The sequence below is a fragment of the Flavobacteriales bacterium genome (assembly GCA_030584065.1).
Taxonomy (GTDB): domain Bacteria; phylum Bacteroidota; class Bacteroidia; order Flavobacteriales_F; family PHOS-HE28; genus PHOS-HE28.
In genome coordinates this window covers 1,368,611-1,395,182 of the sequence record CP129489.1, presented here as the reverse complement: position 1 = coordinate 1,395,182, position 26,572 = coordinate 1,368,611, and the positions used below count along the sequence as shown (strand labels likewise).

General features: G+C 66.5%; 24 protein-coding genes. 5 read left to right on the top strand and 19 right to left on the bottom strand.

Features of this window, described 5'->3' with window-relative positions; translation table 11 throughout:
- Positions 1-6 precede the first annotated feature (6 nt).
- Positions 7-1,530 (top strand): NAD(P)H-hydrate dehydratase, encoded by a 1,524-nt coding sequence (locus QY325_06160; protein ID WKZ67504.1) that lies wholly within the window; start codon positions 7-9, stop codon positions 1,528-1,530.
- Here QY325_06160 and QY325_06155 read toward each other — a convergent pair whose 3' ends face one another.
- The 11 genes from QY325_06155 to QY325_06105 all read right to left on the bottom strand — a co-directional run bounded on the left by QY325_06155 (position 1,531) and on the right by QY325_06105 (position 13,039).
- A complete protein-coding gene (locus tag QY325_06155; protein ID WKZ67503.1) occupies positions 1,531-2,151 on the bottom strand; it encodes an L-threonylcarbamoyladenylate synthase in 621 nt (206 codons plus the stop codon).
- Between the two features lie 4 nt (positions 2,152-2,155).
- Positions 2,156-2,821, bottom strand: coding sequence for a fructose-6-phosphate aldolase (gene fsa, locus QY325_06150; GenBank protein ID WKZ67502.1), 666 nt, complete (start codon positions 2,819-2,821; stop codon positions 2,156-2,158).
- 60 nt (positions 2,822-2,881) lie between these two features.
- Positions 2,882-3,613 (bottom strand): energy transducer TonB, encoded by a 732-nt coding sequence (locus QY325_06145; GenBank protein WKZ67501.1) that lies wholly within the window; start codon positions 3,611-3,613, stop codon positions 2,882-2,884.
- Positions 3,614-3,626: 13 nt separating this feature from the next.
- Entirely contained in the window at positions 3,627-5,024 is a 1,398-nt protein-coding gene (locus tag QY325_06140; GenBank protein ID WKZ67500.1) for a hypothetical protein, read from the bottom strand.
- A gap of 9 nt (positions 5,025-5,033) precedes the next feature.
- Positions 5,034-6,296, bottom strand: a complete 1,263-nt coding sequence (locus QY325_06135) for an adenylosuccinate synthase (GenBank protein WKZ67499.1) — start codon at positions 6,294-6,296, stop codon at positions 5,034-5,036.
- 17 nt (positions 6,297-6,313) lie between these two features.
- Entirely contained in the window at positions 6,314-6,679 is a 366-nt protein-coding gene (locus tag QY325_06130; GenBank protein ID WKZ67498.1) for an STAS domain-containing protein, read from the bottom strand.
- Complete coding sequence (locus tag QY325_06125; GenBank protein WKZ67959.1) at positions 6,676-7,137, bottom strand: Fur family transcriptional regulator; 462 nt, start codon at positions 7,135-7,137, stop codon at positions 6,676-6,678. The genes QY325_06130 and QY325_06125 overlap by 4 nt, the downstream gene beginning before the upstream one ends.
- Positions 7,138-7,206: 69 nt before the next feature.
- Positions 7,207-9,456, bottom strand: coding sequence for a bifunctional (p)ppGpp synthetase/guanosine-3',5'-bis(diphosphate) 3'-pyrophosphohydrolase (locus QY325_06120; GenBank protein ID WKZ67497.1), 2,250 nt, complete (start codon positions 9,454-9,456; stop codon positions 7,207-7,209).
- 11 nt (positions 9,457-9,467) lie between these two features.
- Positions 9,468-10,754 carry a fumarylacetoacetase gene (gene fahA / locus QY325_06115; GenBank protein WKZ67958.1) on the bottom strand — a complete coding sequence of 429 codons (1,287 nt, stop codon included), beginning with the start codon at positions 10,752-10,754 and terminating at the stop codon, positions 9,468-9,470.
- Positions 10,755-10,787: 33 nt separating this feature from the next.
- Positions 10,788-12,287, bottom strand: a complete 1,500-nt coding sequence (locus QY325_06110; GenBank protein ID WKZ67496.1) for a T9SS type A sorting domain-containing protein — start codon at positions 12,285-12,287, stop codon at positions 10,788-10,790.
- Positions 12,284-13,039, bottom strand: a complete 756-nt coding sequence (locus QY325_06105; GenBank protein WKZ67495.1) for a hypothetical protein — start codon at positions 13,037-13,039, stop codon at positions 12,284-12,286. Before QY325_06105 ends, QY325_06110 begins: the two co-directional genes overlap by 4 nt.
- Before the next feature lie 343 nt (positions 13,040-13,382).
- Between QY325_06105 and QY325_06100 the strand changes: the two genes are divergently transcribed.
- Together QY325_06100 and QY325_06095 are read left to right on the top strand one after the other, a co-directional pair.
- On the top strand, positions 13,383-13,841 hold the full coding sequence (locus tag QY325_06100; GenBank protein WKZ67494.1) for a hypothetical protein: 459 nt from the start codon (positions 13,383-13,385) through the stop codon (positions 13,839-13,841).
- A complete protein-coding gene (locus QY325_06095; protein WKZ67493.1) occupies positions 13,838-14,620 on the top strand; it encodes an HTTM domain-containing protein in 783 nt (260 codons plus the stop codon). The genes QY325_06100 and QY325_06095 overlap by 4 nt, the downstream gene beginning before the upstream one ends.
- Here the strand turns inward: QY325_06095 and QY325_06090 are convergent.
- From QY325_06090 to mazG, 6 genes are all read right to left on the bottom strand, one after another.
- Complete coding sequence (locus tag QY325_06090) at positions 14,606-15,430, bottom strand: hypothetical protein (GenBank protein WKZ67492.1); 825 nt, start codon at positions 15,428-15,430, stop codon at positions 14,606-14,608. The two genes, QY325_06095 and QY325_06090, sit on opposite strands and share 15 nt — an antisense overlap.
- Before the next feature lie 2 nt (positions 15,431-15,432).
- Positions 15,433-16,719 (bottom strand): serine hydroxymethyltransferase, encoded by a 1,287-nt coding sequence (gene glyA / locus QY325_06085; protein WKZ67491.1) that lies wholly within the window; start codon positions 16,717-16,719, stop codon positions 15,433-15,435.
- Positions 16,720-16,747: 28 nt separating this feature from the next.
- Positions 16,748-17,554, bottom strand: coding sequence for a hypothetical protein (locus tag QY325_06080; protein WKZ67490.1), 807 nt, complete (start codon positions 17,552-17,554; stop codon positions 16,748-16,750).
- A gap of 52 nt (positions 17,555-17,606) precedes the next feature.
- Positions 17,607-19,709, bottom strand: coding sequence for a hypothetical protein (locus QY325_06075; protein WKZ67489.1), 2,103 nt, complete (start codon positions 19,707-19,709; stop codon positions 17,607-17,609).
- A 115-nt stretch (positions 19,710-19,824) separates the two neighbouring features.
- Positions 19,825-20,010: a hypothetical protein gene (locus tag QY325_06070; GenBank protein WKZ67488.1), complete on the bottom strand. Its 186-nt coding sequence runs from the start codon at positions 20,008-20,010 to the stop codon at positions 19,825-19,827.
- 2 nt (positions 20,011-20,012) lie between these two features.
- A complete protein-coding gene (gene mazG, locus QY325_06065; protein WKZ67487.1) occupies positions 20,013-20,825 on the bottom strand; it encodes a nucleoside triphosphate pyrophosphohydrolase in 813 nt (270 codons plus the stop codon).
- A gap of 113 nt (positions 20,826-20,938) precedes the next feature.
- On the opposite strand from mazG, the gene QY325_06060 reads away from it, so the two are divergent.
- Positions 20,939-21,709, top strand: a complete 771-nt coding sequence (locus QY325_06060) for a DUF3575 domain-containing protein (protein WKZ67486.1) — start codon at positions 20,939-20,941, stop codon at positions 21,707-21,709.
- A gap of 76 nt (positions 21,710-21,785) precedes the next feature.
- Positions 21,786-22,598: a penicillin-binding transpeptidase domain-containing protein gene (locus tag QY325_06055; protein ID WKZ67485.1), complete on the top strand. Its 813-nt coding sequence runs from the start codon at positions 21,786-21,788 to the stop codon at positions 22,596-22,598.
- A gap of 353 nt (positions 22,599-22,951) precedes the next feature.
- On the opposite strand, the gene QY325_06050 is transcribed toward QY325_06055, so the two are convergent.
- Entirely contained in the window at positions 22,952-25,444 is a 2,493-nt protein-coding gene (locus QY325_06050; GenBank protein ID WKZ67957.1) for a DNA translocase FtsK 4TM domain-containing protein, read from the bottom strand.
- Between the two features lie 312 nt (positions 25,445-25,756).
- Positions 25,757-26,455 (bottom strand): hypothetical protein, encoded by a 699-nt coding sequence (locus tag QY325_06045; GenBank protein ID WKZ67484.1) that lies wholly within the window; start codon positions 26,453-26,455, stop codon positions 25,757-25,759.
- Positions 26,456-26,572: the final 117 nt, after the last annotated feature.

The following is a 26,572-nucleotide window of genomic DNA, read 5'->3' as shown; positions in this document are numbered from 1 at the left end:
CAGGCCATGATCCCCGTCCTCAGTGCCCCGGCCATCCGTGAGGTGGACCGTCGCACCATTGAGGAGGAGCCTATCGGCTCGCTGGCCCTGATGGAGCGCGCAGCAGCGGCCTTCACCCGGCGCTTCACCGAGCGGATGGCGGCGCACGGAGAGGGCAGGCCCACTGTGCTGGTGATAGCCGGAATGGGCAACAACGGCGGTGATGGCCTCGCGGTGGCGCGGATGCTCCACCAGCAGGGCTGGCCGGTGCGCGCGGTGCGGGTGCGCCATGGGGCGGAACCCTCCGACGACCATGCCGCGAACTGGGCGGCTGCGGCGGAAGCCGGTGTTCCATTGCGCGAATGCGCGGATGGTGCGTTCCAGGTGGATGTGGGCACGGAGGTGCTGGTCGATGCCCTGTTCGGAACCGGCTTGAATGCCCCGCTCCAGGGCGCTGCCGCTCACGCGGTGGGCATCATGAATGGCAGCGGCCTGCCGATCGTGGCGGTCGATATGCCTTCAGGGCTGTTCGCCGAGGACAATACGGACCATGAGGGAAGGGCCATCGTCCGGGCCACGCTGACACTGAGCTTCCAGGTGCCGAAGCTCGCTTTCTTCCTTGCCGAGAGCGCGCCCTACTTAGGCGATTGGGAATTGCTGGACATCGGACTGTCGCCAGTCGCGCTGGCCAGTCAGAGGACCGCGTTCCATCTGTTGCAGACCGCGGATGTCCGCGCATTCCTGCGCCCCCGCGCCCGCTTCGATCACAAGGGCAGGTACGGTCATGCGCTGCTGGTGGCGGGCAGCGAAGGCATGATGGGGGCGGCTGTGCTGGCCAGCGCAGCGGCGGTGCGCAGCGGGTGCGGCTTGGTGACCGTCCATGCGCCGGCCGCTGGCGGCCCCATCCTCCAATCGGCTGTTCCGGAGGCCATGCTCTCGCCGGACAGGGCCGCCGATTACGTCACCGCGCTGCCGGAACTGGTTGACTATGCGGCCATCGGCCTTGGTCCCGGCCTGCGGGCCACCGATGACACGGCCGCTGTGCTCAGCGACCTCCTGCATCGGAGCACCTGCCCCGTGGTGATCGACGCCGATGGGCTCAATGCACTGGCGCTGCATCATGGGTTGTGGAGCCATCTCGGCGCGCGCATGGTGCTGACGCCGCATCCGGGAGAGTTCGACCGATTGGCCGGTCAATCGCACCCCTCCGGCTTCCAGCGCCTGCAGGCGGCGCGTGCATTCGCGCAGCAGCACGGGTGCACCGTGGTCCTGAAGGGCGCTTTCACCGCGGTCTGCGCGCCGGATGGCCTGGTGGTATTCAATGGAACGGGAAACCCGGGCATGGCCAAGGGCGGCAGCGGTGATGCGCTCACCGGCCTGCTGACCGGCCTGCTGGCCCAAGGGCTCCCCGTCGGCCAAGCCGCGATGGTCGGGGTGCACCTGCATGGCCTCGCAGGCGATATCGCCGCCGCCCGCCTCAGCGCCCAAGGCATGACAGCCGGCGACCTGGTGGCCGCGCTGCCCGAGGCATGGCGACAGCTGGTCGGCTGATCAATCGGCCGTGTCCCATGGGCCCTTCCCCGAACGGAGCAGCACAGGCTCGCCGGAGGTGAGGTCGACCACGGTTGAGGGCTCCAGGCCCCCCATTCCGCCATCGATCACCCAATCCACCTGATGCCCGATGTGCTCCTCGATGCGCTCGGGATCGGTGGTATAGTCCACCACCTTATCGGCATCGTGCACGCTGGCCACCACCAGGGCGTGGCCCAGTTCCTTGACCAGGGCCTGTGGGATGGGGTGGTCGGGCACCCGGATACCCACGGTGCGCCGGTTGTTCTTGAACAGCTTCGGGATCTCGCTGCTGGCGTTCAGGATGAAAGTGTAGGGGCCGGGAAGGTGGCGCTTCAAGAGGCGGAAGGCGGCGGTGTCGACATTGCGCGCATAGAGGCTCAGCTGGCTCAGGTCCGCGCAGATCAGCGATAGGTCGGCCTTCCCGGGCTTGGCGCCCTTGAGCCGGGCCACCACTTCGATGGCACGCTGGTGGAGCGGGCTGCAGACGTACGCGTAGACGGTGTCCGTGGGGCAGATGGCCACCCCGCCGTTGCGCAGCGCCTCGGCCACCATGCGCACCTTGCGGGGCTCGGGGTCCTTGGGGTGTATCGGCAGCAGCATGGGCTCAGGCCTTCACGGCGCCGGCCTTGCGGTGGTCGGCCAGGAATTTCTCCAGTCCGATGGTGGTGAGCGGATGATCGAAGAGGGCCGTGATGGCGCTCAAGGGGCAGGTGGCCACATCCGCGCCCACCTCCGCGCACTGGATGATGTGCATCGGGTGGCGGATGCTGGCGGCGAGGATCTCGGTGGCGTAGCCGTAGTTGTCGTAGATGGTGCGGATTGTCTGGATGAGGGCCACGCCATCGGTGCTCACGTCATCGAGCCGGCCGATGAAGGGGGAAACGAAGGTGGCGCCGGCCTTGGCGGCGAGCAACGCCTGGCCGGGGCTGAAGACCAGGGTGCAATTCGTCCGGATGCCCTTGTTGCTGAAGTGCCGCAAGGCCTTCACGCCATCGCGGATCATCGGCACCTTCACCACGATGTTGGGGTGCAGCGCGGCCAGCGACTCGCCTTCGCGCACGATGCCTGCGAAGTCCGTGGCGATGACTTCCGCGCTCACCGGCCCATCCACGATGCCGCAGATGTCGATGTAGTGCTGGCGCACCCGGTCATCGCCGCTGATGCCTTCCTTGGCCATGAGCGAGGGGTTGGTGGTGACGCCATCGAGGACGCCGAGGTCCTGGGCTTCCTTGATCTGCGCCAAGCTGGCGGTGTCGATGAAGAATTTCATGCGCGTGGGCTGGGCCGGCGAAGGTAGTCCACCAGTGCGAGGCGCTGCCCCGGCCTCCGCTCACTGGGGCATGAAACGGAAGTAGACGGTGCCCACCTGCGGGTCCGCCGCACCGGCGTTCGGCAGGAACGGCGTCCGCTGGGCGGATTGCATGGCCTGCTCCAGCATGCAGTCGTCCCAGTTGTAGCTCTGGCTGCGGTCGAGTTCGGCCTTGCGCACCCGTCCGCTCCGCTCCACCGTGACACGGATGGCCACACGGCCCTGCTCCTTGCACAGGTAGGCCGGGATGCCCTCCGCGCGAACGCGGTCCTTCAGGTCGTGCCATACGGTGGTGGCGCCCTCCACCTTCACCGGCTCCACGGCCTTGTCCATGTAACGCTCCTTGCTCCACTTGCTCGGGTCGAGCGCTGGCACCTCGGGCTCCGTCTCGCCCCGTGCGCGCCGCTCCTCGGCAAGGCGGTCGAATTCGGCCTGCTCCAGGTCGCGCAGCTCGCCCTCCACGCGCTCGGCGAGCTTCGTTGCCGAGAAATGGGGACGCACCTGGGCCGTGATGTTGCTGCTCAGGTTGGTGACCTTCTCGGCGATCCCCTCTTCATTGAGGATGCGCTGCACCATCTCCTCGGCCTCGGGCTCCGAGACCACTTCGATCCGCATGTCGCTCACCTCATCCTCGCGTGGCGTTGACCGCAGGTAGAGCAGGGTGCAGATGAAGAGGGCGGCCGTGTGTACCGCGAGGGTGCCGATCACCCCCGCTTTATGCTCTTCGAACCAGTCAAGGAAACTGCTCAGCATGCACGCCTGGCGTTCACGGCTCCGACCAAGGTACGGGAGGCGCGCCGGCCGCTAGCATGCGGATGCGCCAAGGCGAGGGCCAGCGGTTGTTCCAGCGGCGTCCGGCGCCCTGGGCCCAGCCCAGGCCAAGGCCGCGGTGCCGCACCAACGCCGTACCCTGCGCATCGGCGGCGCTGAGGGCCGCACCGCGCAGGTAGGCCAGTGCCTCCGGCAGGCTGAGGTCCAGAACCGGCCGATGGTCCGCAGCGCGCAGCGCCGACAGTGCCGCGGCGGCATGCGGCACCCAGCCGTCGCCCTTGCGCTCGGCCACGGGGATGCCGGGCGCCTCCAGCGCCAGCGCTCCGGCGATGCGGTCGAGCGCCGCGGCCCAGGCTGCAGGCCTCGCGTACCGGATTCCTGCCCGTTCGACCAGCGAGAGGCAGGCTTGCTGGTCGATCCAAGGCGGTGGATCCGTGCGGTGGATCACCGGTCGGGCATCGCGGGACGGCAGCTGCCCGGGCTTGCGGGCCGCAAAGAGGAAGAAGCCTTCCCCCTGCAGCCGGTGCGGATAGCAGCGGTAGGCGATGGCGCCGTCCCTTTCAGACAGCACCACGCCCCAGGCCGCGCTGATGGGGAGCGGAAGGGGTTCCGCACCAAGGGCCAGCAACTGGGCCATGCGGGCCTCATCCTCCTCCAACTCCCAGGTGCAGGTGCTGTAGATGATCGTTCCGCCCGGGGCCAAGGCGTCCCAGGCCTGCTCCACGATGCGCTGCTGCACAGCGGCGCACTGCTGCACCAGCTGCGGCGACCATTGGCGGCGGGCGAAGGGGTCGCGGCGGAAGAGGCCTTCGCCTGAGCAGGGCGCATCCACTACGATGAGGTCGAAGATCCCGGAGAGATCCTCCAGCGCAGCCGGGTCGCTTCCGGCAATCGCCACATTCGGTGCGCCCCACTTCCAGCAGTTCTCCGCAAGGATCCGGCGGCGGCCCGGTTCCACCTCATTGGCGATGACCAGCGATCCGGGTGTCAGCAACGACAGCAGGTGCGTGGTCTTGCCGCCCGGCGCCCCGCAGAGATCCAGCGCCAGCGTATCGCGCTGCATGGCACCAGAGGCAAGGACCGCCTGCTCCAGCAGCATGGAAGCGGCTTCCTGCACGTAATAGGCACCAGCGTGCAGCAGTGGGTCGAGCGTGAATGAAGGACGCTCAGGGAGGTAGCGGCCCTGGGTGCACCAGGGCACCTGATCCGCTTGGATGGGGAAGGGCTTGAGCGGATTCAGCCGGATGCTCACCGGAGGAACTGCATCCAGGGCTTTCACCAAGGCCTCGGGCTCCGCGCCCGGCATGCCGGTCAAGCGCTCCAGAAAGGCAGGGTGAAGCGGGGCTTCATCCCGCGCGGCGAAACGGCGCTTCCCTGTTCCGTGATGCGCCATGGCCCGCTCTCAAGCACGAGACACCGCCGGGCGGAGTATGGTCTCGGCCCGGTCAGGGCCCAAGGAGACGAGCGTAACGGGCACGCCCACAGCCTCCTCGATGGCCGTGATGTAGCGCTCCAGCGCATCGGGCAGCCCGCCCTGCGCGTGCGCCCGGTCCCATCCGGGCATGTCCCGGTAGACCGGTTCCACCCCTGCGGCCACATCGTAGGGCATGCGGTCGGTGGGTTCGCCCTTCACGCGGTAATGGGTGCAAACGCGCACGGTGTCCATGCCATTCAGCACATCGGCCTTCATCATGGCCAGCTCGGTGACGCCATTCACCATCACGGCATAGCGCAGTGCCGGCAGGTCGAGCCAGCCGCAGCGCCGCGGCCTGCCGGTGGTGCTGCCGAACTCATGGCCGGCCTGGCGGATGCGCTCGCCCTGGTCGTCCTCGAGCTCGGTGGGGAAGGGGCCGCTGCCCACACGGGTGCAATAGGCCTTGAAGATGCCGGTGACCGTCCCGATCCGGTTGGGCGCCACGCCCAGCCCGGTGCAAGCCCCTGCGCAGATGGTGCTGCTGCTGGTCACGTAGGGGTAGGTGCCGAAGTCGATGTCGAGCAGCGTGCCCTGCGCGCCCTCGGCGAGCACGCGCTTGCCGCTGCGCAAGGCCTGGTCCAGGTAATGCTCGCAATCCACGGTGCGGAATTGGCGCAGCTGCTGCACGGCATCGAGCCATTCGGCCTCGGCCTCGGGCGTGGCCCCGGGATGGTCGTACAGGGAGAGCAGGCGCTCGTGCTTGCGCACCAAGGCGGCGTAGCGCTCCTTGAGATCGGGCTGGTTCAGGTCCCCCACGCGCAGGCCATTGCGCCCGGTCTTGTCCATGTAGGTGGGGCCGATGCCCTTCAGGGTGCTGCCGATCTTCAGCTTGCCTTTCTCGGCCTCGCTGGCGGCATCGAGTGCGCGGTGCGTGGGCAGGATGAGGTGGGCGCGCCGCGCCAGCAGGAGCGAGGCGCGGATATCCACGCCCGCGGCCTCCAGGGTGCGCACCTCCTTCAGGAAGATCACGGGGTCCACCACCACGCCATTGCCCACGAGGTTCATGGTCCCCTCGCGGAACACCCCGCTGGGGATGGTGTGGAGCACGTGCTTGGCGCCCTCGAAGATGAGGGTGTGCCCGGCGTTGGGCCCTCCTTGGAACCGGGCGATCACCTCGTAATCGGGGGCGATCACATCCACGACCTTGCCCTTGCCCTCGTCGCCCCATTGAGCACCGAGGAGCACATCCATCCGCGCGGCCGCCACGGTCAGCCGTTGAGTTTGGCGACGGCCTCCTCCACGGTGGGGGCGATCACGAACACCGAATCGAGCTTGGTGACCACGAACAGCTGCCGAACGCTGTTGCTCATCCGTGCGATGAGGGTGTCTCCGCCGCTGTTGCGGGTGCGGGTGAGCACGCTGATGAGGATGTTGAGGCCGGTGCTGTTCATGTACTGCAGGTCGCCCATGTCGAGCACCACGGAGCGCTGGCCCTTCTTGAGCTCCTCATCCAGTGCGCCCATCAGGCGGTCGGCCTGCTGCTGGTCCATGAGCCGGCCCTTGAGGTGGAAGACAGGCGTGCCTTGGTGGTCGGTGATCTCCAGGTCGAAGGCGGGTCGATCGGTCACGGTCATGGGTCTTGGCGTTTGGTCTGGCAGGCGGCGCAGAGGCCGTGGATGTGGAGCGCGTGATGAATCGGGCGGAAGCCGGTCATCCCGGCCACCGTGTTCTTGATTTGCTGGATGCGCGGGTCGCAGAACTCGGCCACCGCGCCGCAGGCATCACAGATGAGGTGGTCGTGCTGGCGGTAGGCATGGGCCTTCTCGAAGAGCGCCCGGTCGCTGGTGAACCGGTGCCGGCGCACCAGCTCGCAGTCGAGCAGCAGGTCCATGGTATTGTAGAGGGTGGCCCGGCTCACCCGGTACTTCTTCGACTTCATGCGGCCGTAGAGCCGCTCGATGTCGAAGTGCCCCTCCTGGGCATATACCTCGGAGAGTATGGCGAAGCGCTCGGGCGTCTTGCGATGCCCCTTTCGCTCGAGGTACTCGGTGAAGATGCGCTGAACGCTGCTCTGCTGGTCGGCCACGGCCATCATGCCTGCTTGCCGGTGCCTAGGGCGCCGGCATGGGCAAAGGTAGCAAGCGCGGCGGCCCGGCCACCCTCACTGGTCCACGCGCTCCACCATGCGCACGCCCCGCACCCGCCTCAGCTTCTCGATGAGGGCGTTCAGGTGGTCGGTGTCGTGCACGTAGGCCATCACCTTGCCCTCGAAGATGCCGTCGTGGCTCTCGAAGCTGATGGCCCGCATGTTCACGTTGTGCTCGTGGCTGATGATCGTGGTGATCTTGTTCACCAGCCCCACGTCGTCGATGCCGCTGAACCGGATGCCGGCGAGGAACTCGATGTTCTCCTTGCCCTTCCAGCGCGCCTTCACGATGCGGTAGGCGAAATTGCTCATGAGCTGCACGGCATTCGGGCAGTTCACGCGGTGGATCTTGATGCCTTCGCCCACCGTGATGAAGCCGAACACATCGTCGCCGGCGATGGGGTTGCAGCAGGGGCTCAGCTGGTAGTCGATCCGCTGCAGGTCGTCGCCGATGAGCAGGGCTCCCGGGGTGGCACCGCGGATCTCGGCCACCACCTCCTCCAGGCTGCGCTCGTCGGCCTTCCGCTCGGGCTTCGGCAGGTGCAGCCTGCCGTTGCGCACATTGGCGCCGTCCGCCAGCTCCAGGGCATGCTTGCCCCGCGCCACCTGGTAATAGAGGTCCATGGCGCTCCGGGCCCCGAAGTGCTCGATGAGGGCGTTGATGTTCGCGGCATCGGCCTTGGCGCCCCATTTGCGCAGCTGGCGCGCCACCTGCTCGCGGCCCACCACCGCCAGCTTCTTCTTCTGCTCGCGCAGGCTCTGCTTGATGCGGTGCTTGGCCTTGGCGGTCTTCACGAAGCCGAGCCAGTCGTCCTTCGGCTGCTGCTTGCGGCTGGTGATGATCTCGATCTGGTCGCCGCCCCGCAAGGGCTGGCTCAGCGGCACCAGCTTGTGGTTCACCTTGGCGCCGATGCATTGCCGGCCGATCTGGGTGTGGATGTCGAAGGCGAAGTCCAGGGCGGTGCTGCCGGCGGGCAGGCTGCGCATCTCGCCCTTGGGCGTGAAGACCACGATCTCGTCGCTGAAGAGGTTGAGCTTGAAGTCGTTCACGAAGTCGATGGCGTCCGTGCTGGGGTCATCGAGCACCTCGCGGATCCGGTTGAGCCAGGCATCCAGTGCGCTGGCGTGGTCCTGGTCGTCCTTGTAGCGGTAGTGGGCCGCCAGTCCCATCTCGGCGATCTCGTCCATCCGGCGGCTCCGGATCTGCACCTCCACCCAGCGGCCGCCCGGGCTCATCACGGTGGTGTGCAGGCTTTCGTAGCCGTTGGCCTTCGGGGTGCTGATCCAGTCCCGCAACCGGTCGGGATTGGGCTGGTAGTAGTCGGTGACGATGCTGTAGGCCTTCCAGCAGTCGGCCTTCTCGAGCTCGTGCTTGGTGTCGATGATGATGCGGACGGCGAAGACATCGTAGACCTCCTCGAAGCCCACATGCTTCTTCAGCATCTTGTTGTAGATGCTGTGCACGCTCTTGGGGCGCCCCTTGATCTCGTAGCTGAAGCCCTCGCGGTCAAGCGACTGCTTGATGGGGAGGATGAAGCGGCTGATGAAGCGCTTGCGCACCGCTTCGCCCTTCTTCAGCTTGCCGCTGATCTCCTCGTAGACCGCGGGCTCCTTGAACTTCAGCGAGAGGTCCTCGAGCTCGCTCTTGATGTTGTAGAGGCCCAGGCGGTGAGCCAGCGGCGCGTAGAGGTAGAGCGTCTCGCTGGCGATCTTCAGCTGCTTGTCGCGCACCATGCTCTCCAGCGTGCGCATGTTGTGCAGCCGGTCGGCCAGCTTCACCAGGATCACGCGCACGTCCTGCGCCAGGGTGAGCAGCACCTTGCGGAAGTTCTCCGCCTGTATGCTGTCCGTGGCGAACTGCAGTCCGCTGATCTTGGTGAGCCCATCGATGATGGTGGCCACGGTGGGGCCGAAGAGGTCCTTCACGTCATCGAGCGTGAGGTCGGTGTCCTCCACCGTGTCGTGCAGCAGCGCCGCCACCACGCTGGTGGTGCCCAGTCCGATCTCCTCGGCGCAGATGCGGGCCACGGCGATGGGATGGTAGATGTAGGGCTCGCCCGTCTTGCGCCGCTGGTCCTTGTGGGCCTCCACGGCGATGTTGAAGGCCTTCCGGATCAGGCGCGTGTCCTCGGCGGTCCGCTCGCCCTTGATGGCCCGCAGCAGGGTGCGGTAGCGGCGCAGGATCTCCTTGCGCTCGGCCGCCAGGTCAATCACCGGCGCCGCGGGCGCGGAGGGCTGCGAGGAGGCGGCGGGCGCTGTGCTCATCGCCGATAAAGTTAGGCCTCCGTGAAGGGCAGCGCGGGGAGCACCGTTCCGCGCACCTCGCCGAAGCCGATGCGCACGCCGTCGCGCTCGCAATGGCCGCGCATCACCAGCGTGTCCCCGTCATGCAGGAACTTCCGCTCGGTGCCATCGTGCAGCTTCAGGGGCTTCGTGCCCTTCCAGGTGAGTTCCAGCAGGCTGCCGTAGCTGTCCTCCGCATCGCCGCTGATGGTGCCGCTGGCCATCACATCGCCGCACCGCACGTTGCAGCCGTTCACGGTGTGGTGCGCCAGCTGCTGGGCCATGCTCCAGTAGAGGTGCTTGAAGTTGCTGCGGCAGATCACCGTCTCGTTCCCGTCTGCCGTGGCGATGGCCGCCTCCAGCGCGATGTCCAGGTGGCGCTGCCCCTGCTGGCGCAGGTAGGGGAGCACCGGCGGGTCCTGCACCGGCGATGCCGTGCGGAAGGGCTCCAGCGCATCGAGCGTCACCACCCAGGGGCTCATGCTGCTGCCGAAGTTCTTGCCCAGGAAGGGGCCCAGCGGCACGTACTCCCAGGCCTGGATGTCCCGCGCGCTCCAATCGTTGAACAGCACCAGCCCGAAGATGCGCTCCTCGGCCTCTGCGGTGCTGATGCGGTCGCCGAGGGCATTCCCCTCGAAGGTGATGAAGGCGACCTCCAGCTCCATGTCCAGCTGCCGCGTGGGGCCGAAGGCCGGTGCCGCATCGGGGGCTGGCTTGTACTGGCCCATGGGGCGCCGGATGGGGGTGCCGCTCACCACGATGCTGCTGGCCCGCCCGTGATAGCCCACCGGCAGGTGCAGCCAGTTGGGGAGCAGCGCGTTGCTCGGGTCGCGGAACATGCAGCCCACGTTGTAGGCGTGCTGGCGGCTGCTGTAGAAGTCGGTGTAGTCGCCCACCGCCACGGGCAGCAGCATCCTCACCTGCTCCGCCGGCAACAGGGCATCTTCGCGCAAGGCGCTGTCGTCGCGCAGCGTGGCGCAGTCCTCCCGCAGCAGCTCGCTCAGCCGCCGGCGCAGGGCGCGCACGGCCACCGGGCCGCCCGCCATCAGGTCGTTCAGCCGCGGGGCGCTCAAGGCGGAGCGCTCCATCCCCAGCCCATCCAGCAGCCCGGCCTCGGCCAGCACGCTGAGGTCCACCGCACGGTCGCCGATCCGCGTCATCGGCACCGCCGGCTCTCCGTTCCAGCTGCCGATGCCGAAGGGGATGTTCTGGATGGGGAAGTCGCTGTTGGCGGGAACGTGGATCCAGGAGCGGAGGGAGGGGTCGTTGGGGGTGAGCATGGCAAGCACAGGCCCCAAAGATGCCGAAGCGGATCACTCCTTCACCCAGCGGCCGGCCGACAGGGGAGTTCCATCGCCACCCATGACCCGGTAGCCATACAGGCCTGCGGGCCATTCGCCCGCATCCAGCCGCGCTTGGCCCATGCGGAACAGCGTGCTGCCCACGATGCGGCCCTGCAGGTCGAACATCTCCACATACGCGCCACGCTCAGGCCCGTTCAGGCAGAAGTTGACTTCGGTGGAACCTGGGTTGGGGAAGGCCCGGACCTGTGCTGGGGATTCGTGGGCTTCAAATCCGGTGAAGCAAGCGCCTGCAGCGTATTTCTGCGCCCAGCATCGCCAACGCGGAACTTGTTCATCGAAATCCAGCTTGCCGCCAACCAGAATGAAACCGCCATCCGAGGTGGCAACGGTCCGGCTCACCCAGTGGAACGCATTCTCTTCCGCACCGTCAATCGTCAGCACGCACTCTGTGTTGAGCAGTGTATCAAGGTGGTACACCTTCACGACATTCGGCTCGAAAGGCGCCCAGATGTCATTGATGTTCTGGCCGAAGTGCTCATGGAGCGTGAAGAGGACTTTGCCGTTCCCGATCATGGTAATGCCGCCTTGTACTGCCGGATAATTGGAGTACTCCACGCCTTCAGGGATGAAGACGCTCTGCAACTGCCCCTGGCGGCTGGTGCGCGCAACGGCGCCGTGTGAGGCGTAGCGCCCGCTCAGGATGAGATCGCCGCTGGGCAATGGATGCACCGAATGTGCAGACCAGAACGAATTCGAATAGAGAGGCTCCGGAGCGCCGGTCACGATCAACTGGCCGAAGCCGGAGATCGGCTCAAGGTCCGTGCTGAACTCCGTGAAGGCGCCCCAATTCCCCCATTGGTCCAACTCCACGAAGCCGGCATCCGTGGCCAGGATGAAGGTGTCCGGGGCGATCTCCGCGATGCCCCTGCTCAGCAACATATTAAAGGGATTCACGAAATCCCCGCTTGCCATCAAGGCCCCGTCCGATCCGAAGCGCATCAATCGCATTCGCGCGAAGGGCGGTTCTCCCGTTCCGGTTCTCGCAGCGGGCACGATCAGGTCGCCGGATGCCAAACGCAGCGCGTTGTCAAAGGAGATCCATGAGGTGCCCGGCAATTCGAACAGGGCTGAGTCCAATGGTGCACCGCTTTCGCTCACCCGATAGCGTACGATGCTCCAAGTGCTCAGCGTGTCCTGTGCTGTTCCGAGCAAGTCGTACCCTTGAGCACCAGGAACAGCTGCGGCTTCAACCAAGCTCAGGCGCTTCAGGCTCGGCCATATTCGGCGACTGCCGAGGATCCCGCCGGATGAGGAGGCGCTCACAAGATGGCTCTGCGAGCTGTCGTTGCCGAATGCGGCGCAGACAAGCAAGAACCCATCCGAGGTCTCGACAACCTGGCTCGTGGCTGCCAATCGGCCGGACAAGTCATACAAGATTGACCAGTCGGCATTCTGGCTGGCCGCACTCGTTGCGGCCAGCCAGAACGTCATCATCATGTTGGCCTTCACGGTTGGAAGCATGCCTTCTTGCCGTAGCGGTACACCACCTGATGAAACCGAATGGAGCAGCCCCAGCATACAGTCTGCTTCGAATCGAAGGTGCAGGAAATGGGCTGGCGGTCAATTGGTTTCAGCTGTGTGAGCACGTCCCATGCGTATTGGGTGTAAGTCCCCATCATTGATGGGCTCCAGCAATCCACACAATGCGTCTCGGGCTGCTGGCATCGGAAGATCTTCCATGGCGCGGCCGGATTTCCTGAAGGGAAATCCAGATAGCTCCAATTGGCAAAGAGGCCGGATTCCCATGACATCACACCGATCGCCCGTATGCTGTGCCAGTAGCATCCGGCCTGTATCAGCGGGATGTTGGCGTTCACGCGCCCTTCTATCTGCTTGTAGGCGCACCGCCCTGTTCCTGGATTGCTGCCGCAACCACAGCTCGTGATCGGGAAGGAGGAATCATCCCCCCATATCCAGCTATTGGTGAATGTGGTGTTCAGCGCTTTCTCATATCCGCTGCCGAGCACGAGGTACACCTTCAGGGTGGCCGTGGGGCCGTTGCCCACCAGGGTGGCGTCGGCCAGTACCAAGTGGTTCAGCCCCGGTGCGAGCTGGGCGCTCACTTGGGCGTGCGCATCATTGTAGGCTTGCTGCACATCAGCATTCGAATAGCCTCCGGCCGATTCGGCCAGCGCCACCTCCACACTGTCCAGCGTGGTGGCGCTGCATTCCACCCAGGATGTCGCGATGGAGAAATTCAAACCGGCTTCAATGTACCACTCCGCGCTATCAGCTGTGTACGTCGCGTTGCTCTTCGCAGAGGCTTCCCCGCGTGCAGCATCCACGAAGGATCGCACGCGCGGCGTCACATCGAGCTCGTTTGTTGAAGTGGGACTCTCCTGAACCGACTCCTCTTTGGAGCAGGATACCAGTGAGGCTGCCAAGGTGGTTGCAAGGGCAATCGCACTAAGCGCTAAGCGCGTTGGGCGTTGGGCGTTGGGCGTTGCATGGTAGGTTTTTCTCAAATGTATTCAACCACATTGAAATGCAACGTTCGGTTTTGAACAACTTCCGCACAGCCTCAGCGCCATACACTTGCTGCGCATGCGAAGGCGCAACCTCATCCTCCTCCTCGCGCTCCACGCGTTGCTGGTGGCCTTCTACACCCTCCCCGCCTCGCTCATCCCCGAGCGCCTGCGCATCATCGGCCAGCTTTACGCCAGCCCGCTCTTCCACCAGCAGTGGCGCCTGTTCGCGCCCGATCCGCCGCTTTGCTCCTGTGCGGTGGAGCTGTCGTTGGGGGAGGAGGAGTGGCATCCGCTCACCCGGCAGGACGACGGCTACCTGGACCGCCGCATGGCGCAATCCATCGCCCGCAACGTGCAGCGGGCGCTGGCATCCGGAGCCCAAGGCCCCGATGCACCCACCGCGCAGGCCATGCGCGCCATGGTCCGCGACATCGGCCGGGAGCAAGGCGCCATCCGCTTCCGGCTGGTGGAGCATTGCGTCACCCACCCGTTTCGGCCATCGGCCCGCGTCGAGCGCATCACCCCCTTGCCATGAGCACCGATCGCCCCATCGCGCTCTTCCAGCGCCTGGCGCTGCTCTGGCTGCTGGGCTTCCTGCTATCGGCGCTGCCCAGTGCAGAGCGGCTATGGCTTTCACCGGTCTCGCCCGCATGGCTGCCGCCCTCGCCCTTGCGGCACATCACCCACGCGCTCTCCGGTGCCGTGCCCGAGCCGATCATCGTGGTTGCCCTCCTCGTGCTGGGCGCAATGGCGGTCTGGCAACTGTTTGCTCCCGCCCGCTGGTGGGCCTGGGCGCTCATCTGGCTGCTCTTCCTCAACCTGATGAACCGCGCCTGGCTCGCCGGCAGCGGCGGCCAGCAGCTCATGGCCAACGTGCTCTTCTGGTCCATCTTCCTGGCCATGCGCTCCGGCCGCGCACGCTTCCTCGGCCTCTGGGCCATCAGGCTCCAGCTGCTCCTGGCCTACGCGGCCACGGGCCTGCACAAGCTCACCGGCACGCATTGGCTCGATGGAACCGCCATGGGCATCGCGGCCACCGATGAGGCGTTCGGACCGGCCTGGCTCGCGTCGGCGCCGGGCCTGGCGGCCTTCATCACCTGGTGCGTCCTCGTTCTCCAATTGAGCCTCCCCATCGCCATGTGGTTCCGCGGGGTGCGACTGCCATGCATGGCCCTCGGTGCGCTCTTCCACCTGGCCACGGCCATCTGCATGGACATCCCGGAGATGGGGCTGGCCTTCGTCGCATGCTACGCCATCTGGCTCGACGACCGGCTCTGGGAGCGCTTGCGGGGTATCCGCTCAGTGCGCTCCTGAGCCTGCACGGCCGAATCGGAACCAGCCACCGATCACGATGTTGTGCTGCACGAACCAGAAGTGCTGGCTCGCGTGGTCCTCGTTCCGGCCGGTGGTCAGGATCCGGGGCAGGTCGATCCAGCCGGCGCGCAGCGTGTTGCGCACGAAGAAGTGGCGCAGGAAGCTGAAGTGGAGGCCCAGCTGCGCGCCCACGCCGAACCCGGCCAGGTTGAAGCGGTTGTTCATGCCCTCGCCGAAGAGCCGCACATCGCTGCGCGGTATCACCGGCCCGGCATGGATGCCCTCGTAGGCGCGCAGCCGGAATCGGCCGCTGGCGCTGCTCCACAGCGCATCGTAGTGGTCCAGGTCCACGCTCAGCAGGTTGAGGCCGTCGGTATGCTCGAAGCGCAGGAAGTCGGGCGTCAAAGCCACCTCGCGCGAGCCCTCGTCGGTGGTGTACTCCAGGCTTCGGCTGCCGCGCACGTATCCATCCATCCGCACCAGCTGCCCCGCGCGCATCACGTACTTCATATGGTCAAGGCCCAGCGAGATGCTCCAGCGGTCCTGGAGGTGGTAGCCCAGCCGGTAGTTGTACTGCGGCACCCACATCTGCTTCGGGTCGAAATAGCCTTGGAAGGAAAAGGGGTGTGGCCGGTCATCGGCGCGGATGTGGCGCAGCGTGAAGTCGTAATCAGCGCCGTAGAGGTGCAGGTCGCTCCAGCTGTAGCAGCTGCGGTTGTATCCCCAATAGGCGAACCAGTCGCCTTTGTGGTCCTGAGCCTGGAGCGCCAGGGCCACGGTAGCCGTTGCGGCGAGGAGCGCGGCGCGCATGCTCAGCTCGTCACCGACCAGCCGTAGAGCGGCTTCAACCGCATCATCCCGCCCACATGGAACTTCACGCGGTCCAGCTCGCCGGCATCGCCGCCGCTGCGCAGCGCCGTATCGATCAGCTCCACGATCTTGCGGCAATCCAGCTCCTTCAGGCCGCGCGTGGTGATCGCCGCCGTGCCTACGCGGATGCCGCTGGTCACGAAGGGGCTCTTGTCGTCGAAGGGCACCATGTTCTTGTTCACCGTGATGTGCGCCAGCCCAAGCAGCCGCTCGGCCTCCTTGCCCGTCAGGCCCTTGCTCCGCAGGTCGATGAGCATGCAGTGGTTGTCGGTGCCGCCGCTCACGATGTCGTAGCCCTTGGCCATGAAGGCCTCGGCCATGGCCGCCGCATTGGCGATCACCTGGCGGCCGTAGTCGGCGAAGCCGGGCGAGAGCGCCTCGTGGAAGGCCACGGCCTTGGCCGCGATCACGTGCTCCAGCGGCCCGCCCTGGGTGCCGGGGAACACCGCCCCATCCAGCACGGCGCTCATCATGCGGGGCTCGCCCTTGGGCGTCGTCAGCCCCCAGGGGTTCTCGAAGTCGCGGCCCATCATCATCAGGCCGCCGCGCGGGCCGCGCAGGGTCTTGTGCGTGGTGGTCGTCACCACATGGCAGTGCGGCAGCGGATCGTTCAGCAGCTTGGCGGCGATCAGGCCCGCCGGATGGCTCACATCCGCCAGCAGCAGCGCCCCCACCTCATCGGCAATGGCGCGGAAGGCGGCATAGTCCCAATCGCGGCTGTACGCGCTGGCACCGCAGATGATCAGCTTCGGCTTCTCGCGCAGCGCGGTCTCACGCACCTTCTCCATGTCCACCCGGCCGGTCGCCTGCTCCACGCCATAGAAGGTGGCGCGGTACAGCTTGCCGCTGAAGTTCACCGGGCTTCCATGCGTCAGGTGCCCGCCATGGCTCAGGTCGAAGCCCAGGATGGTGTCGCCGGGCTTCAGGCAGGCCAGCATCACCGCGGCATTGGCCTGCGCCCCGCTGTGCGGCTGCACGTTGGCCCACGCGGCCCCGAAGAGCTGCTTCACGCGGTCGATGGCCAGGTTCTCCACCTCGTCCACGAATTCGCAGCCGCCGTAATAGCGCTTCCCGGGCAGCCCCTCCGCGTACTTGTTGGTGAGCACGCTGCCCAGTGCCTCCAGCACCTGGTCGCTCACGTAGTTCTCGCTGGCGATCAGCTCCAGGCCCACGGTCTGGCGCCAGCGCTCCTTGTCGATCAGTTCGAATATCCGGGTATCGCGTTCCATCTCGGGTGGGTTCAGGGGTGGGGGCCGGTCATGCCGCCGGCAAGGCCTTCAGGTAATCGGGGAAAAGTTGGTAGAAAAAACGTTCCCGCCACCGGTACTCCTCCAGCATGGCCGGCGTGAAGTACCGTTCCTGGCTGCGCCCGGTGGCGTTCACCTTGCCCTTGCGCCGGATGAAGGCGACCGCGCGGTCAGGGTAGCCCATGCCGCGCAGGTAGCGGTACAGTTCCTCGTTGAGCCGCTCGGTGCGCAGGAAGGTGATGCGCGGGAAGTGCTGGTCGTACACCCGGCGCAGGTCCATGCCATCCTCCAGCGCCAGGGCCGTGCGCAGCGGGTCGTGCGCGAACAGGCGGATGAAGTGCAGCGTAAGGGGACCCACGGTGGCGCGCATGCCGGGCGGTGCGGCGCTCGCGTAGCCGATGCCCAGGTGCATCCTGAAGTAGTCGGCGAAGGACAGGTCCGGGAATGCGGGGAAGGCCGCCTTCACCTCTTCCAGGCTGGGCCGGGGGTCCTGTGCCCATGCCCGGAACTCATAGAGCGAGACAAGGCGCGCCAAGGGCTCGCGCACCACCGTCACAATGGGCTTCCCGCGGTGCTCGGCCGGTATCTGGCACACCCCCCCGTGCGCCACCGGCCGCGCGCGCTCCTCAAAGGCCTTGTTGAAGTGGTAGGGCTTCATCAGCAGGTCCTTGAACATGCGCTGGGGGCGGCCCAGGCGCCAGCCGATGCGCTGGCGCAGCGTGGGCGTATGCCAATGGCACTGCCGGATGGCTTCGCGCGCGAACGAGCTCCCCGTCTTGGGGAAGTTGATCATGACGAAGCGTTCGGTGATGAGCATGCAACCTCGTGCCCCTTCGCGGGCGGCCAAAGGTAGCCGAGGCCCACCCCGCTCAGCGCTCCACCACGAAGCGGGCCCAGCGCCACGCGACGCCGTCGCTCAGCAGCAGCACGTAGGCGCCCGCCGTCAGCTCCTCCACGCTCAGCACCAGCGCGCCCTGCACCGGGTAGCTGCCGCTCTGGGCCACGCGCCCGGCCGCATCCAGCACCCGTGCTTCCCACCGGCCCGCAGGGAGTCCGGTGATGCGCAGCGCATCATGGGCCGGCACAGGGCCCAGCGTCACGCCCAGTTCCGCGAGCTCTTCCAGGCCCACATACGTTTCAATGCTCACGCACGAGGTGTCGTTCGCCGTGGATGCGTCGCTCGGCATGCTCGTCCACGCGCACAGTGCATCGGTCGCCTCCGCCGTGGGCACGAAGTAGCTGCTGAAGGTCACCAGCTGCTGCTGCCCCGGGGCGATGGCGGCACCGGCATAGGCCTGCGTGGTCACCGGGCCATTGCCGAAGCGGTAGTGCACGTTGAAGGAGCTGGCCGGCTGGTTGCCGTAGTTCCGCACCCAGGCGCGCACCGCCGTCTGCCCGCCGATGCTCTGGCCATCGGCCAGGCCGAAGAAGCCGTTGCAGCCCACATCATGCACCGGCACCTGCGCCAGCCGCAGCCCGATGAAGAAGTCCTGGTTCTCGCGGTCCCGGTACTCCGCCCACACGCCGTCGATCACCTCATAGGTCCGCAGCGAGAAGGGCGGCGTGATGTCCACCGCAATGCTGATGTTGGCGCCCAGCATGTACCACTCCACGTACACGCCCCCGCTGGTGATGGTGAGCGGTGCGCTCAGGGCGATCACCTGGTCGCCCGCCACGGCCTGCGCCGCAGGGATCTGCACCGAGTCCAGCAGCGTCCCCGGCTGCCCGCCCACGCCGTCATCATCGTACACCTTCATGGTGTAGGCGGCGGCGCCCGTGTTCGATACGATGCGCACCGTGGTGTGCGTGGCATAGGCCGGGTAGTAGGGCGGCTTTATGTACACGCCCACCCCGCCGTTGCCGCCGTTCCAGCTCAGCCCCACGCCGTCGTCGGTGAGGCCATGGTAGCGCAGGTCGTGGGTGGCCGTGGCGGTGTCCACCACCACGATCTCCTGCGTGCGCTGGTTGTTCGCCGTCACCAGTTCACCGGCGATGCCGCTCACGCTGCTCACCAGCCGGTAGGTGCCGGCGGGGTTGGGCACCCACGTGGGCGGGAAATTCACCGTCGTGTCCAGCCCGGGGCCCAGCAGGCCGATGCCCTGCGAGGCATTCAGCAGCGCGCTGCCGCCGCTGTTGAGAAGCTGCGCCGAGAGGGTGAAGCCCGTCAGGGCCGTGTTCCCCACGTTCAGCGCGTTGGCGATCATCTGGAAGGGCTGCCCGTTGCGCGTGCGGAACACCCCGCCGCTGCTCGGGTCGGTGCTCCAGTTCACCACGCCGTCCAGCACCTGCAGCGTGGAGGCCGGCGGCATGTAGTAGCGGATGGCATAGCCGCCCACCGGATACGCGTCCGCGCTGTGCTGCAGGCCGATGGTGCCCGCCACGCTCTCGATCCCCAGCAGCAGGTCGTTGTTCTGCGTCAGCCCCGTCTGCTGCTGGATCTGCACCGTAATCGTGCTGTCCAGCTTGTTCAGGATCACCTGGAAGGTGTTGCTGCCCGTGTACGTCGGGGCCGAGGGCGACCAGAAGGGCACCCCCACCCAGCTCACGATGGTCTGGTCCTCGCTGTCGAAGAAGTAGCAGCGTCCCTGGTTGCCCGCGCCCAGGAAGTTGAAGTCGGCCGCCATCACGGCCACGTAGTCGTTCGTGCCGCCGCCCAGCGGAATGGTGGGGAAGGGCGAGGCGATGTTGCCGCCATTGAAGGCGATGTAGCCGTTGCTCCCGATCCAGATGTTCTTGCGGCCGTACCAGTAGAAGGGCATATCGGTGGCCATCACGTAAGGCCCCACCACATTGTCGTCGCCCAGCCCCATCACCATCTGCCCGGTGGTGGTGATGTCGATCCAGTTGTACACCGGGCCGTCCGGTTCGTTGCTGTCCTTCCAGAGGTAGCCGTAGGCGTCCGGCCCCCCCATGGCCCCGAATAGCGGTGCGTGCAGGAGCGCCGCAAGGGCGAATGCGGAGAAGTGCTTCATGGCGATGGGTTTGGTGATGGCCCCGCCAAGATAGGCGCCGCCATGGATCGCGATGGGGGTGGCTGTCCGTATGCTGCTGCCAAGGGCCGCGTGCGCCGGGTCGCCCGCGGCACCGTCAATTGGCCATCGGGCTCTCGCCCCAGAACCAGCAGCGGGCCGGCTGCGCCAGCCCCGCGTCCAGCGGCACGCGCACCGCCCACCGCACCGCGGGGCGGCCGGCCTCCTGCTTATCCAGCGTGCGCATCGCCTCCAGCAGGCCCAGCAGCAGGCTCAGGAAGAGGGGGCGCAGAAGCCTGCCCATGGCTATTGGCGCTTCGCCTGCTCCCAATAGGCGTCCATCTCGGCCAGCGTCATGCGGCCCAGTTCCTTCCCGTCCCGGCGGCTCTCGCGCTCCAGGTACTGGAAACGGCGGATGAATTTCCGGTTCGTGCGCTCCAGCGCCTCGTCGGGGTCCACCCCCAGGAAGCGCGCATAGTTCACCATGCTGAAGAGCACATCGCCCACCTCATCGGCCTGCTGCGCGCTGCCCGCCTCCACCTCCGCCTGCAGCTCGCGCAGCTCTTCATGCACCTTGTCCCACACCTGCTCCTTGCGCTCCCAGTCGAAGCCCACCCCCCGGGCCTTGTCCTGTATGCGTATCGCCTTCACCAGGCTCGGCAGCCCCTTGGGCACGCCCTCCAGCACACTGGGCTGCGCCTCCCCGGGCCCGCCAGGCGCGTCCGCGCTGCGGCCCGTCTGCTTCGCTTGCTCCTCCAGCTTGATGCGCTCCCAGTTCGCCTTCACCTCCTCCTCGTCCTTCACCTGCACATCCCCGTAGATGTGCGGATGCCGCCGGATCAGCTTCTCGCAGATGCCGTTCAGCACATCGGCGATGTCGAAGGACCCCTGCTCCTGGCCGATGCGCGCATAGAACACGATGTGCAGGATCAGATCGCCGAGCTCCTTCCGCACGCCATCCAGGTCGCCCTCCAGAATGGCGTCCCCCAGTTCGTACGTCTCCTCAATGGTCAAGGGTCGCAGCGTCTCCAGCGTCTGCTTGCGGTCCCACGGGCAGCGCTCGCGCAATTCATCCATGATGCTCAGCAGGCGGAGAAAGGCTTCGGCGCGCGGATCCATGGGGCGAAGGTCGGTAGCCCTGGGCCATGGCCGCTGCCATCAGGGGGAACTGACGGCTGTTAGTTGCCTCCGGGAGCCGGTCCCTCAACTTTAGGTCAATCAAAACCATTCCCATGAAAAAGCTGCTCGTCGGCCTCGCCTTGGCACTCTCCGCACTTGGGCTGCAGGCGCAGGAAGTCGCCACCGTTGCGAGCGCGGTCTTCAGTCCGCGCCGCGTCATCAAGACCAATCTCACCGGGTATGCGCTGCTCTCGGTGAGTGCCAACTACGAGCAGAAGACCGGCCGCAAGACGACGGTGGGGCTGCTGGCGGGCTACAAACTGCCCAGCGTCATCAAAGTGGAGGCCATCGGCAACCTCGACGGCGAGAAGCAGACCTATACCGGGGATGTGGAGCCCAAGGGCCTCTATGCCAACCCCTATTTCCGGTTCTACCCAAGGGAGGCCTTCAAGGGCTTCTATGTGGAGGCCTTCCTCCGCTATTTCGACTACGATTACCGGGTGCCTTACGACTACGACAAGAATGGGCGCAACATCAGGGCCAACCTCGATGGCACGGCCAGCGCATTCGGTGGCGGATTGGGCATGGGCGTGCAATTCACGCTGGCCTCGCGTCTGTTCCTGGACATCAATGCGGGCTACGGCATGGCCATGGGGAATGCCCACATCGAGACCAACGACCCCAACCTGGAGCGCGAGGATTACCTCACCATCAAGCGCAACATCGAGAAGTACCAGGATGATGCCGACGTGCAGGTCTTCCTGCTCGGCGATATACTCCGGAATCCCGATGCACGCGCCGACGACCGGCACGCCGAGGCCGATTTCCGCGACAAGGTGTTCCCCATCGTGCGCGGCGGCATCTCCATCGGCTACGCGTTCTGAGCATCCGTTCCGAATCTTGAAGAAGGCCCCGGGATCGCCGGGGTTTTTTTCATGCGCCGCGCGCGACCTTCGCTCCATGCGCGTCATCCTTCCCGCCTTGCTGCTCGCATCGTGCGCCGGCCACCAGCCCGAGCCTGCCGCACCGCCCAACCATTCCGTCCGCGACGAGCTCGGCCAGCTCTACACCGACCAGCAGCTCACCGGTTCCTTCATCGGCTACGACGCGCAACGCGATCACTGGCTCTTCATTGACAGCGCCCAAGCCGATTCGGCCACGCTGCCCGCCAGCACCTTCAAGATCCTCGGCACGCTCATCGGTCTCGAGACCGGGGTGCTCCCCGATAGCAGTCACGTTATTGCCTGGGACGGCAGCGACTACGGGCGCCCAGCGGCGAACCGCGACCTCACGCTCCGCGAGGCCTACGATGCGAGCGTGTATTGGTACTACCGCGAGACCGTGCGCCGCATCGGCCCCGCAGCCTTCAAGCATTGGCTCGATACCGTGGGCTACGGCAATGCCGACACCACCGGCGGCTACGACCAGTGCTGGGTGAGGGGAGGGTTGCGCATCACCCCGCGCCAGCAGATCGCTTTCCTGCGTGCGGTAGAAGCGGAGCAGCTGCCCTTCAGCCCGCGCACGTACGGCATCGCCAAGGACATCATGCTGCGCGAGGATACGCTGGGCCGCGCTATGCGCGCCAAGACCGGCTGGGCCATGGGCGATGCGGGCAGCATCGGCTGGTACGTGGGCTGGGTAGAGGCCCCGCAGCGCGCGCCTTACTTCTTCGCGAACCGGATCAGCACGAGCGATACCGCGCATGCCGCATTCGCGGCGGCACGCATCGGGATCGCCAAGGCGGTGCTGAGGGAGGAAGGTGTTTGGCCGTGAGGGCCGTCTGATTCTATCCAGTACAATCAGAATCTAAACCTCCGCAGGGTCTCCCGTCTTCGGGGACCCTGCATACAATGTAGAACACATCAGGCTCTCCCGTCCTCGGGCTTCCAGTGTACAATGCGATAGAGAAGGGGAGGCCCCTCAGAATCCCCCCACGCCCGGCCCCGCCGCCACACCCTGGTTCAGGTGCGCGGCCAGCGCGGCCTCGTTGGGGATCATCGCGCGGCGGGCCTTTAAACCTCCGCAGGGTCTCCCGTCTTCGGGGACCCTGCGTGCAACGATGAACACATCAGGCTCTCCCGTCCTCGGGCTCCCAGTGTACAATGCGATAGAGTAGGGGAGGCCCCTCAGAATCCCCCCACCCCCGGCCCCGCCGCCACACCCTGGTTCAGGTGCGCGGCCAGTGCGGCCTCGTTGGGGATCATCACGCGGCGGGCCTTGCTGCCCTCGAAGGGCCCCAGCACACCGGCGGCCTCCAGCTGGTCCACAATGCGGCCGGCGCGGTTGTAGCCGAGCTTCAGCTTGCGTTGGATCAACGAGGTGCTGCCCTGCTGCGTCTGCACCACCAGGCGCGCCGCCTCCTCGAACATGCTGTCGCGCTCGCCATCGTCCAGGTCGCCGCCGCCTTCGCCTTCTTCCATGGGCGGCTCCGGCAGCAGCAGCGCATCCGGATAGCCGCGCTGATTGCCGATGAAGGCCGTGATCTCATCCACCTCCGGCGTGTCCACGAAGGCGCACTGGATGCGGATCAGGTCGTTGCCCGTGCTCAGCAGCATGTCGCCGCGGCCAATGAGCTGCTCCGCACCCCCCGCGTCCAGGATGGTGCGGCTGTCGATCTTGCTCGTCACCCGGAAGGCGATGCGCGCCGGGAAGTTGGCCTTGATCGTACCCGTGATGATGTTCACGCTGGGGCGCTGCGTGGCGATGATCAGGTGGATGCCGATGGCGCGCGCCAGCTGGGCCAGGCGGGCAATGGGCGTCTCCACCTCGCGACCCGCCGTCATGATCAGGTCCGCGAACTCGTCCACCACCAGCACGATGTAGGGGAGGTAGCGGTGCCCGTTCTCCGGGTTCAGCCGCCGGCTGATGAACTTCGCGTTGTACTCCTTGATGTTGCGCACCTGCGCATCCTTCAGCAGCTCGTAGCGCTCGTCCATCTCGATGCACAGGCTGTTCAGCGTGGCCACCACCTTCTTCGTGTCGGTGATGATCGCCTCGCCCTCGCCCGGCAGCTTGGCCAGGAAGTGCCGCTCGATCTTGTTGAAGAGCGTCAGTTCCACCTTCTTCGGGTCCACCAGCACGAACTTGATCTGGCTGGGGTGCTTCTTGTACAGCAGGCTCACCAGGATCGCGTTCAGGCCCACCGACTTGCCCTGGCCCGTGGCACCGGCCATCAGCAGGTGCGGCATCTTGGCCAGGTCGGTCACGAAGGTCTCGTTGCTGATGGTCTTGCCCAGCACGATCGGCAGGTCCGCCGTGCTGTTCTGGAACTTCTCGCTCGCCACCACCGCGCGCATGCCCACCACCTGCGGCTTGCTGTTGGGCACCTCGATGCCGATGGTGCCCTTGCCCGGGATCGGCGCAATGATGCGGATTCCCAGCGCGGCCAGGCTCAGCGCGATGTCGTCCTCCAGGTTCTTGATCTTGCTGATGCGCACCCCCGCTTGCGGCACGATCTCATACAGCGTCACCGTGGGGCCGATCGTCGCCTTGATCTTGTCGATGCCGATGTTGTAGTGGCCCAGCGTGGCCACGATGCGGTCCTTGTTCGCCTCCAGCTCCTCCTTGGTCACCGTGATCTCGCCCGTACCATGGTCCACCAGCAGGTCCAGCGGCGGCTGCTCGTAGCTGCTCAGGTCCAGCTTCGGGTCGTACTCGCCGAACTCCTGCAGCTTCGCCTCGATCTCGTCCTCGGTCAGCACGGCTTCCTTGGCGCCGGCCTCCACGCTCATGCCGTTGAGCTCCCCGTTCAGCGCCTCCACCGCGCTCATCACCGGCGAGGCCACGGGCGCCACCACCTCCATCGGGGTGGTCTCCAGCTCCAGCGCGGGCGTCTCCTGCGCCTCGGCAGCGTCATCGGCCGCTTCGGCATCCGATTCCTCCAGCTCGAGCTCCAGCGTTGGTTCCTCGGTGCCACCGGCCGCTGCGGGGCCGGCAACCGGGGCGGTCCTTTCATCCGCCGCAACCGCTTCCTCAGCGAACCCGCTATCCTGCCATTCCGGCTCCTTCATCCGCACGCCGGGCTTCACGGCCGCGGCCTCCGCGGGTTCCGCTTCTGCCGCGCCCGCCCGCTTCGCCAGCAGCCCGCTCAGCCAGCCGAAATCGAGGTTGAAGGTGTAGGCCGCGAAGGCCGCCGCCGCGAACACCAGCAAGGCGCCGGCGCCGAACTCGCCCAGCAGGGTGGTCAGGTGCCGCGTCATCACCACGCCCAGTCCACCGCCCAGGAAGCTGTACTCCCCGCGGAAGAAGAAGCCCAGCAGCCCCGGCACCCACAGCGCCGCCATCGCCGTCCAGCCCAGCGTGCGCCGCGGGGGCAGCAGCCAGGTGCCCAGCAGGATGCGCATGCCCGCCAAAAAGCTCCACAGCGGGAAGGCGAAGGCCGCCAGCCCGAACCACACGTGGATGAAGCGGTGCGCGCTGATGGCGCCCAGCTTGCCCAGCCAATTCTCCGCCGCCGTGCCCGTGCTGAGGATCTCCCACCAGCCGCGGCTCATCAGGTCCTGGTCCACCCGCCAGGTAAAGAGGAAGCTCACGAAGGCGGTGAGCAGGAAGAGTCCGCCCAGCGTAAGGGCCAGCCCCAGCACCTTGTGGGTGCGCTCATCGGCGAAGAAGCCCTTCATGCGGCTCCAGCGGCCCTCGCTCGGCGCCGCGGCCTTCTTGCTCCGCCGCGGCTTGGCCGGGGCCTCTTCGGTGGGCTCCTCGCGGAGCCGGTTGCGCTTCTCGTTGGCCAATGTGGAATGCGGGATTCGCTCGCACGCGCGAGGCGATGCGTCGAAGGTCGAGCCTCCGTCCAGCCAGAACGGGAAGTCTATTGGCGCTAGTATCAACAGGGGCGCGTGGAGAGCCGCGCACGCACTGGGGCCGGGGGGCGCGGATCCAGGGGCGCAGCGCGGCGCCTTGGCCGCTGATGGCCAGGCACTGACGGCGGCGGGCTACATCGAGAAGGTCCCCAGCACCTCGGCCAGCTCGTGATGGAGCACGGGCGGCGCCACCGACTCGTGGTCGGCCTTGGGCTCGAACTTGGCGGGGTCGATGTCCTGGGCGGTCACCTGCACGGCGTCCAGGTGCATCCGGATGCCGTTCTGCACCATGTCGTAGCGCAGCAGCACACCGGGCACCTCCGCGAAGGGACCGAACCAATTGGGGTCGTTGATGCGGATGCGGTCGGTGTACCACACCTCGATCTCCGGCTGTTCCATCCGGCTGAACACGGCGATGGCCTTGCGGCAGGGGAACCCGGCAATGGTATCCAGGTCGTTGGTGAACAGGATGGTGGGGCGTCCGTAATCCGCGTTGAACAGGTCCATGTCGCGCGGCTTCAGGTGGCTCACGATCCGCTTGCCCATCATGCTCATGTGGTAATCCATGCTGCGGCCGCTGTTGTCCACCTGCATCAGGGTGCGGAACACCCCCATGCCGGCGCTCAGCTCCGCCGCCTGCCGGTCTTCGGTGAAAGTGAGCGTGGTGCGCTCAGGCAGCATGCCCGCCATCAGCCCGTTGGGGTCGTAGTCGGGGAAGGTGAGCGCATACTCGATGGTGCCTTCCGTTACCCGCTGCTCCAGCAAGCTGGTGCCGCAGGCGGAGAGGAACAGGGTGGAGGCGCTCAGGAACAGGGCTTTGTGGATCGGCATCAGGGAGGGTGTTGCGTGCCCCTCTTACGGCGGGGCCTGTCCCTTCGTTTCAGCCGAAAGCGCCTGATTGCTAGGCGAACCGGAAGCAGGGGTCGATGAACGCCCTCCGGCGGCAGG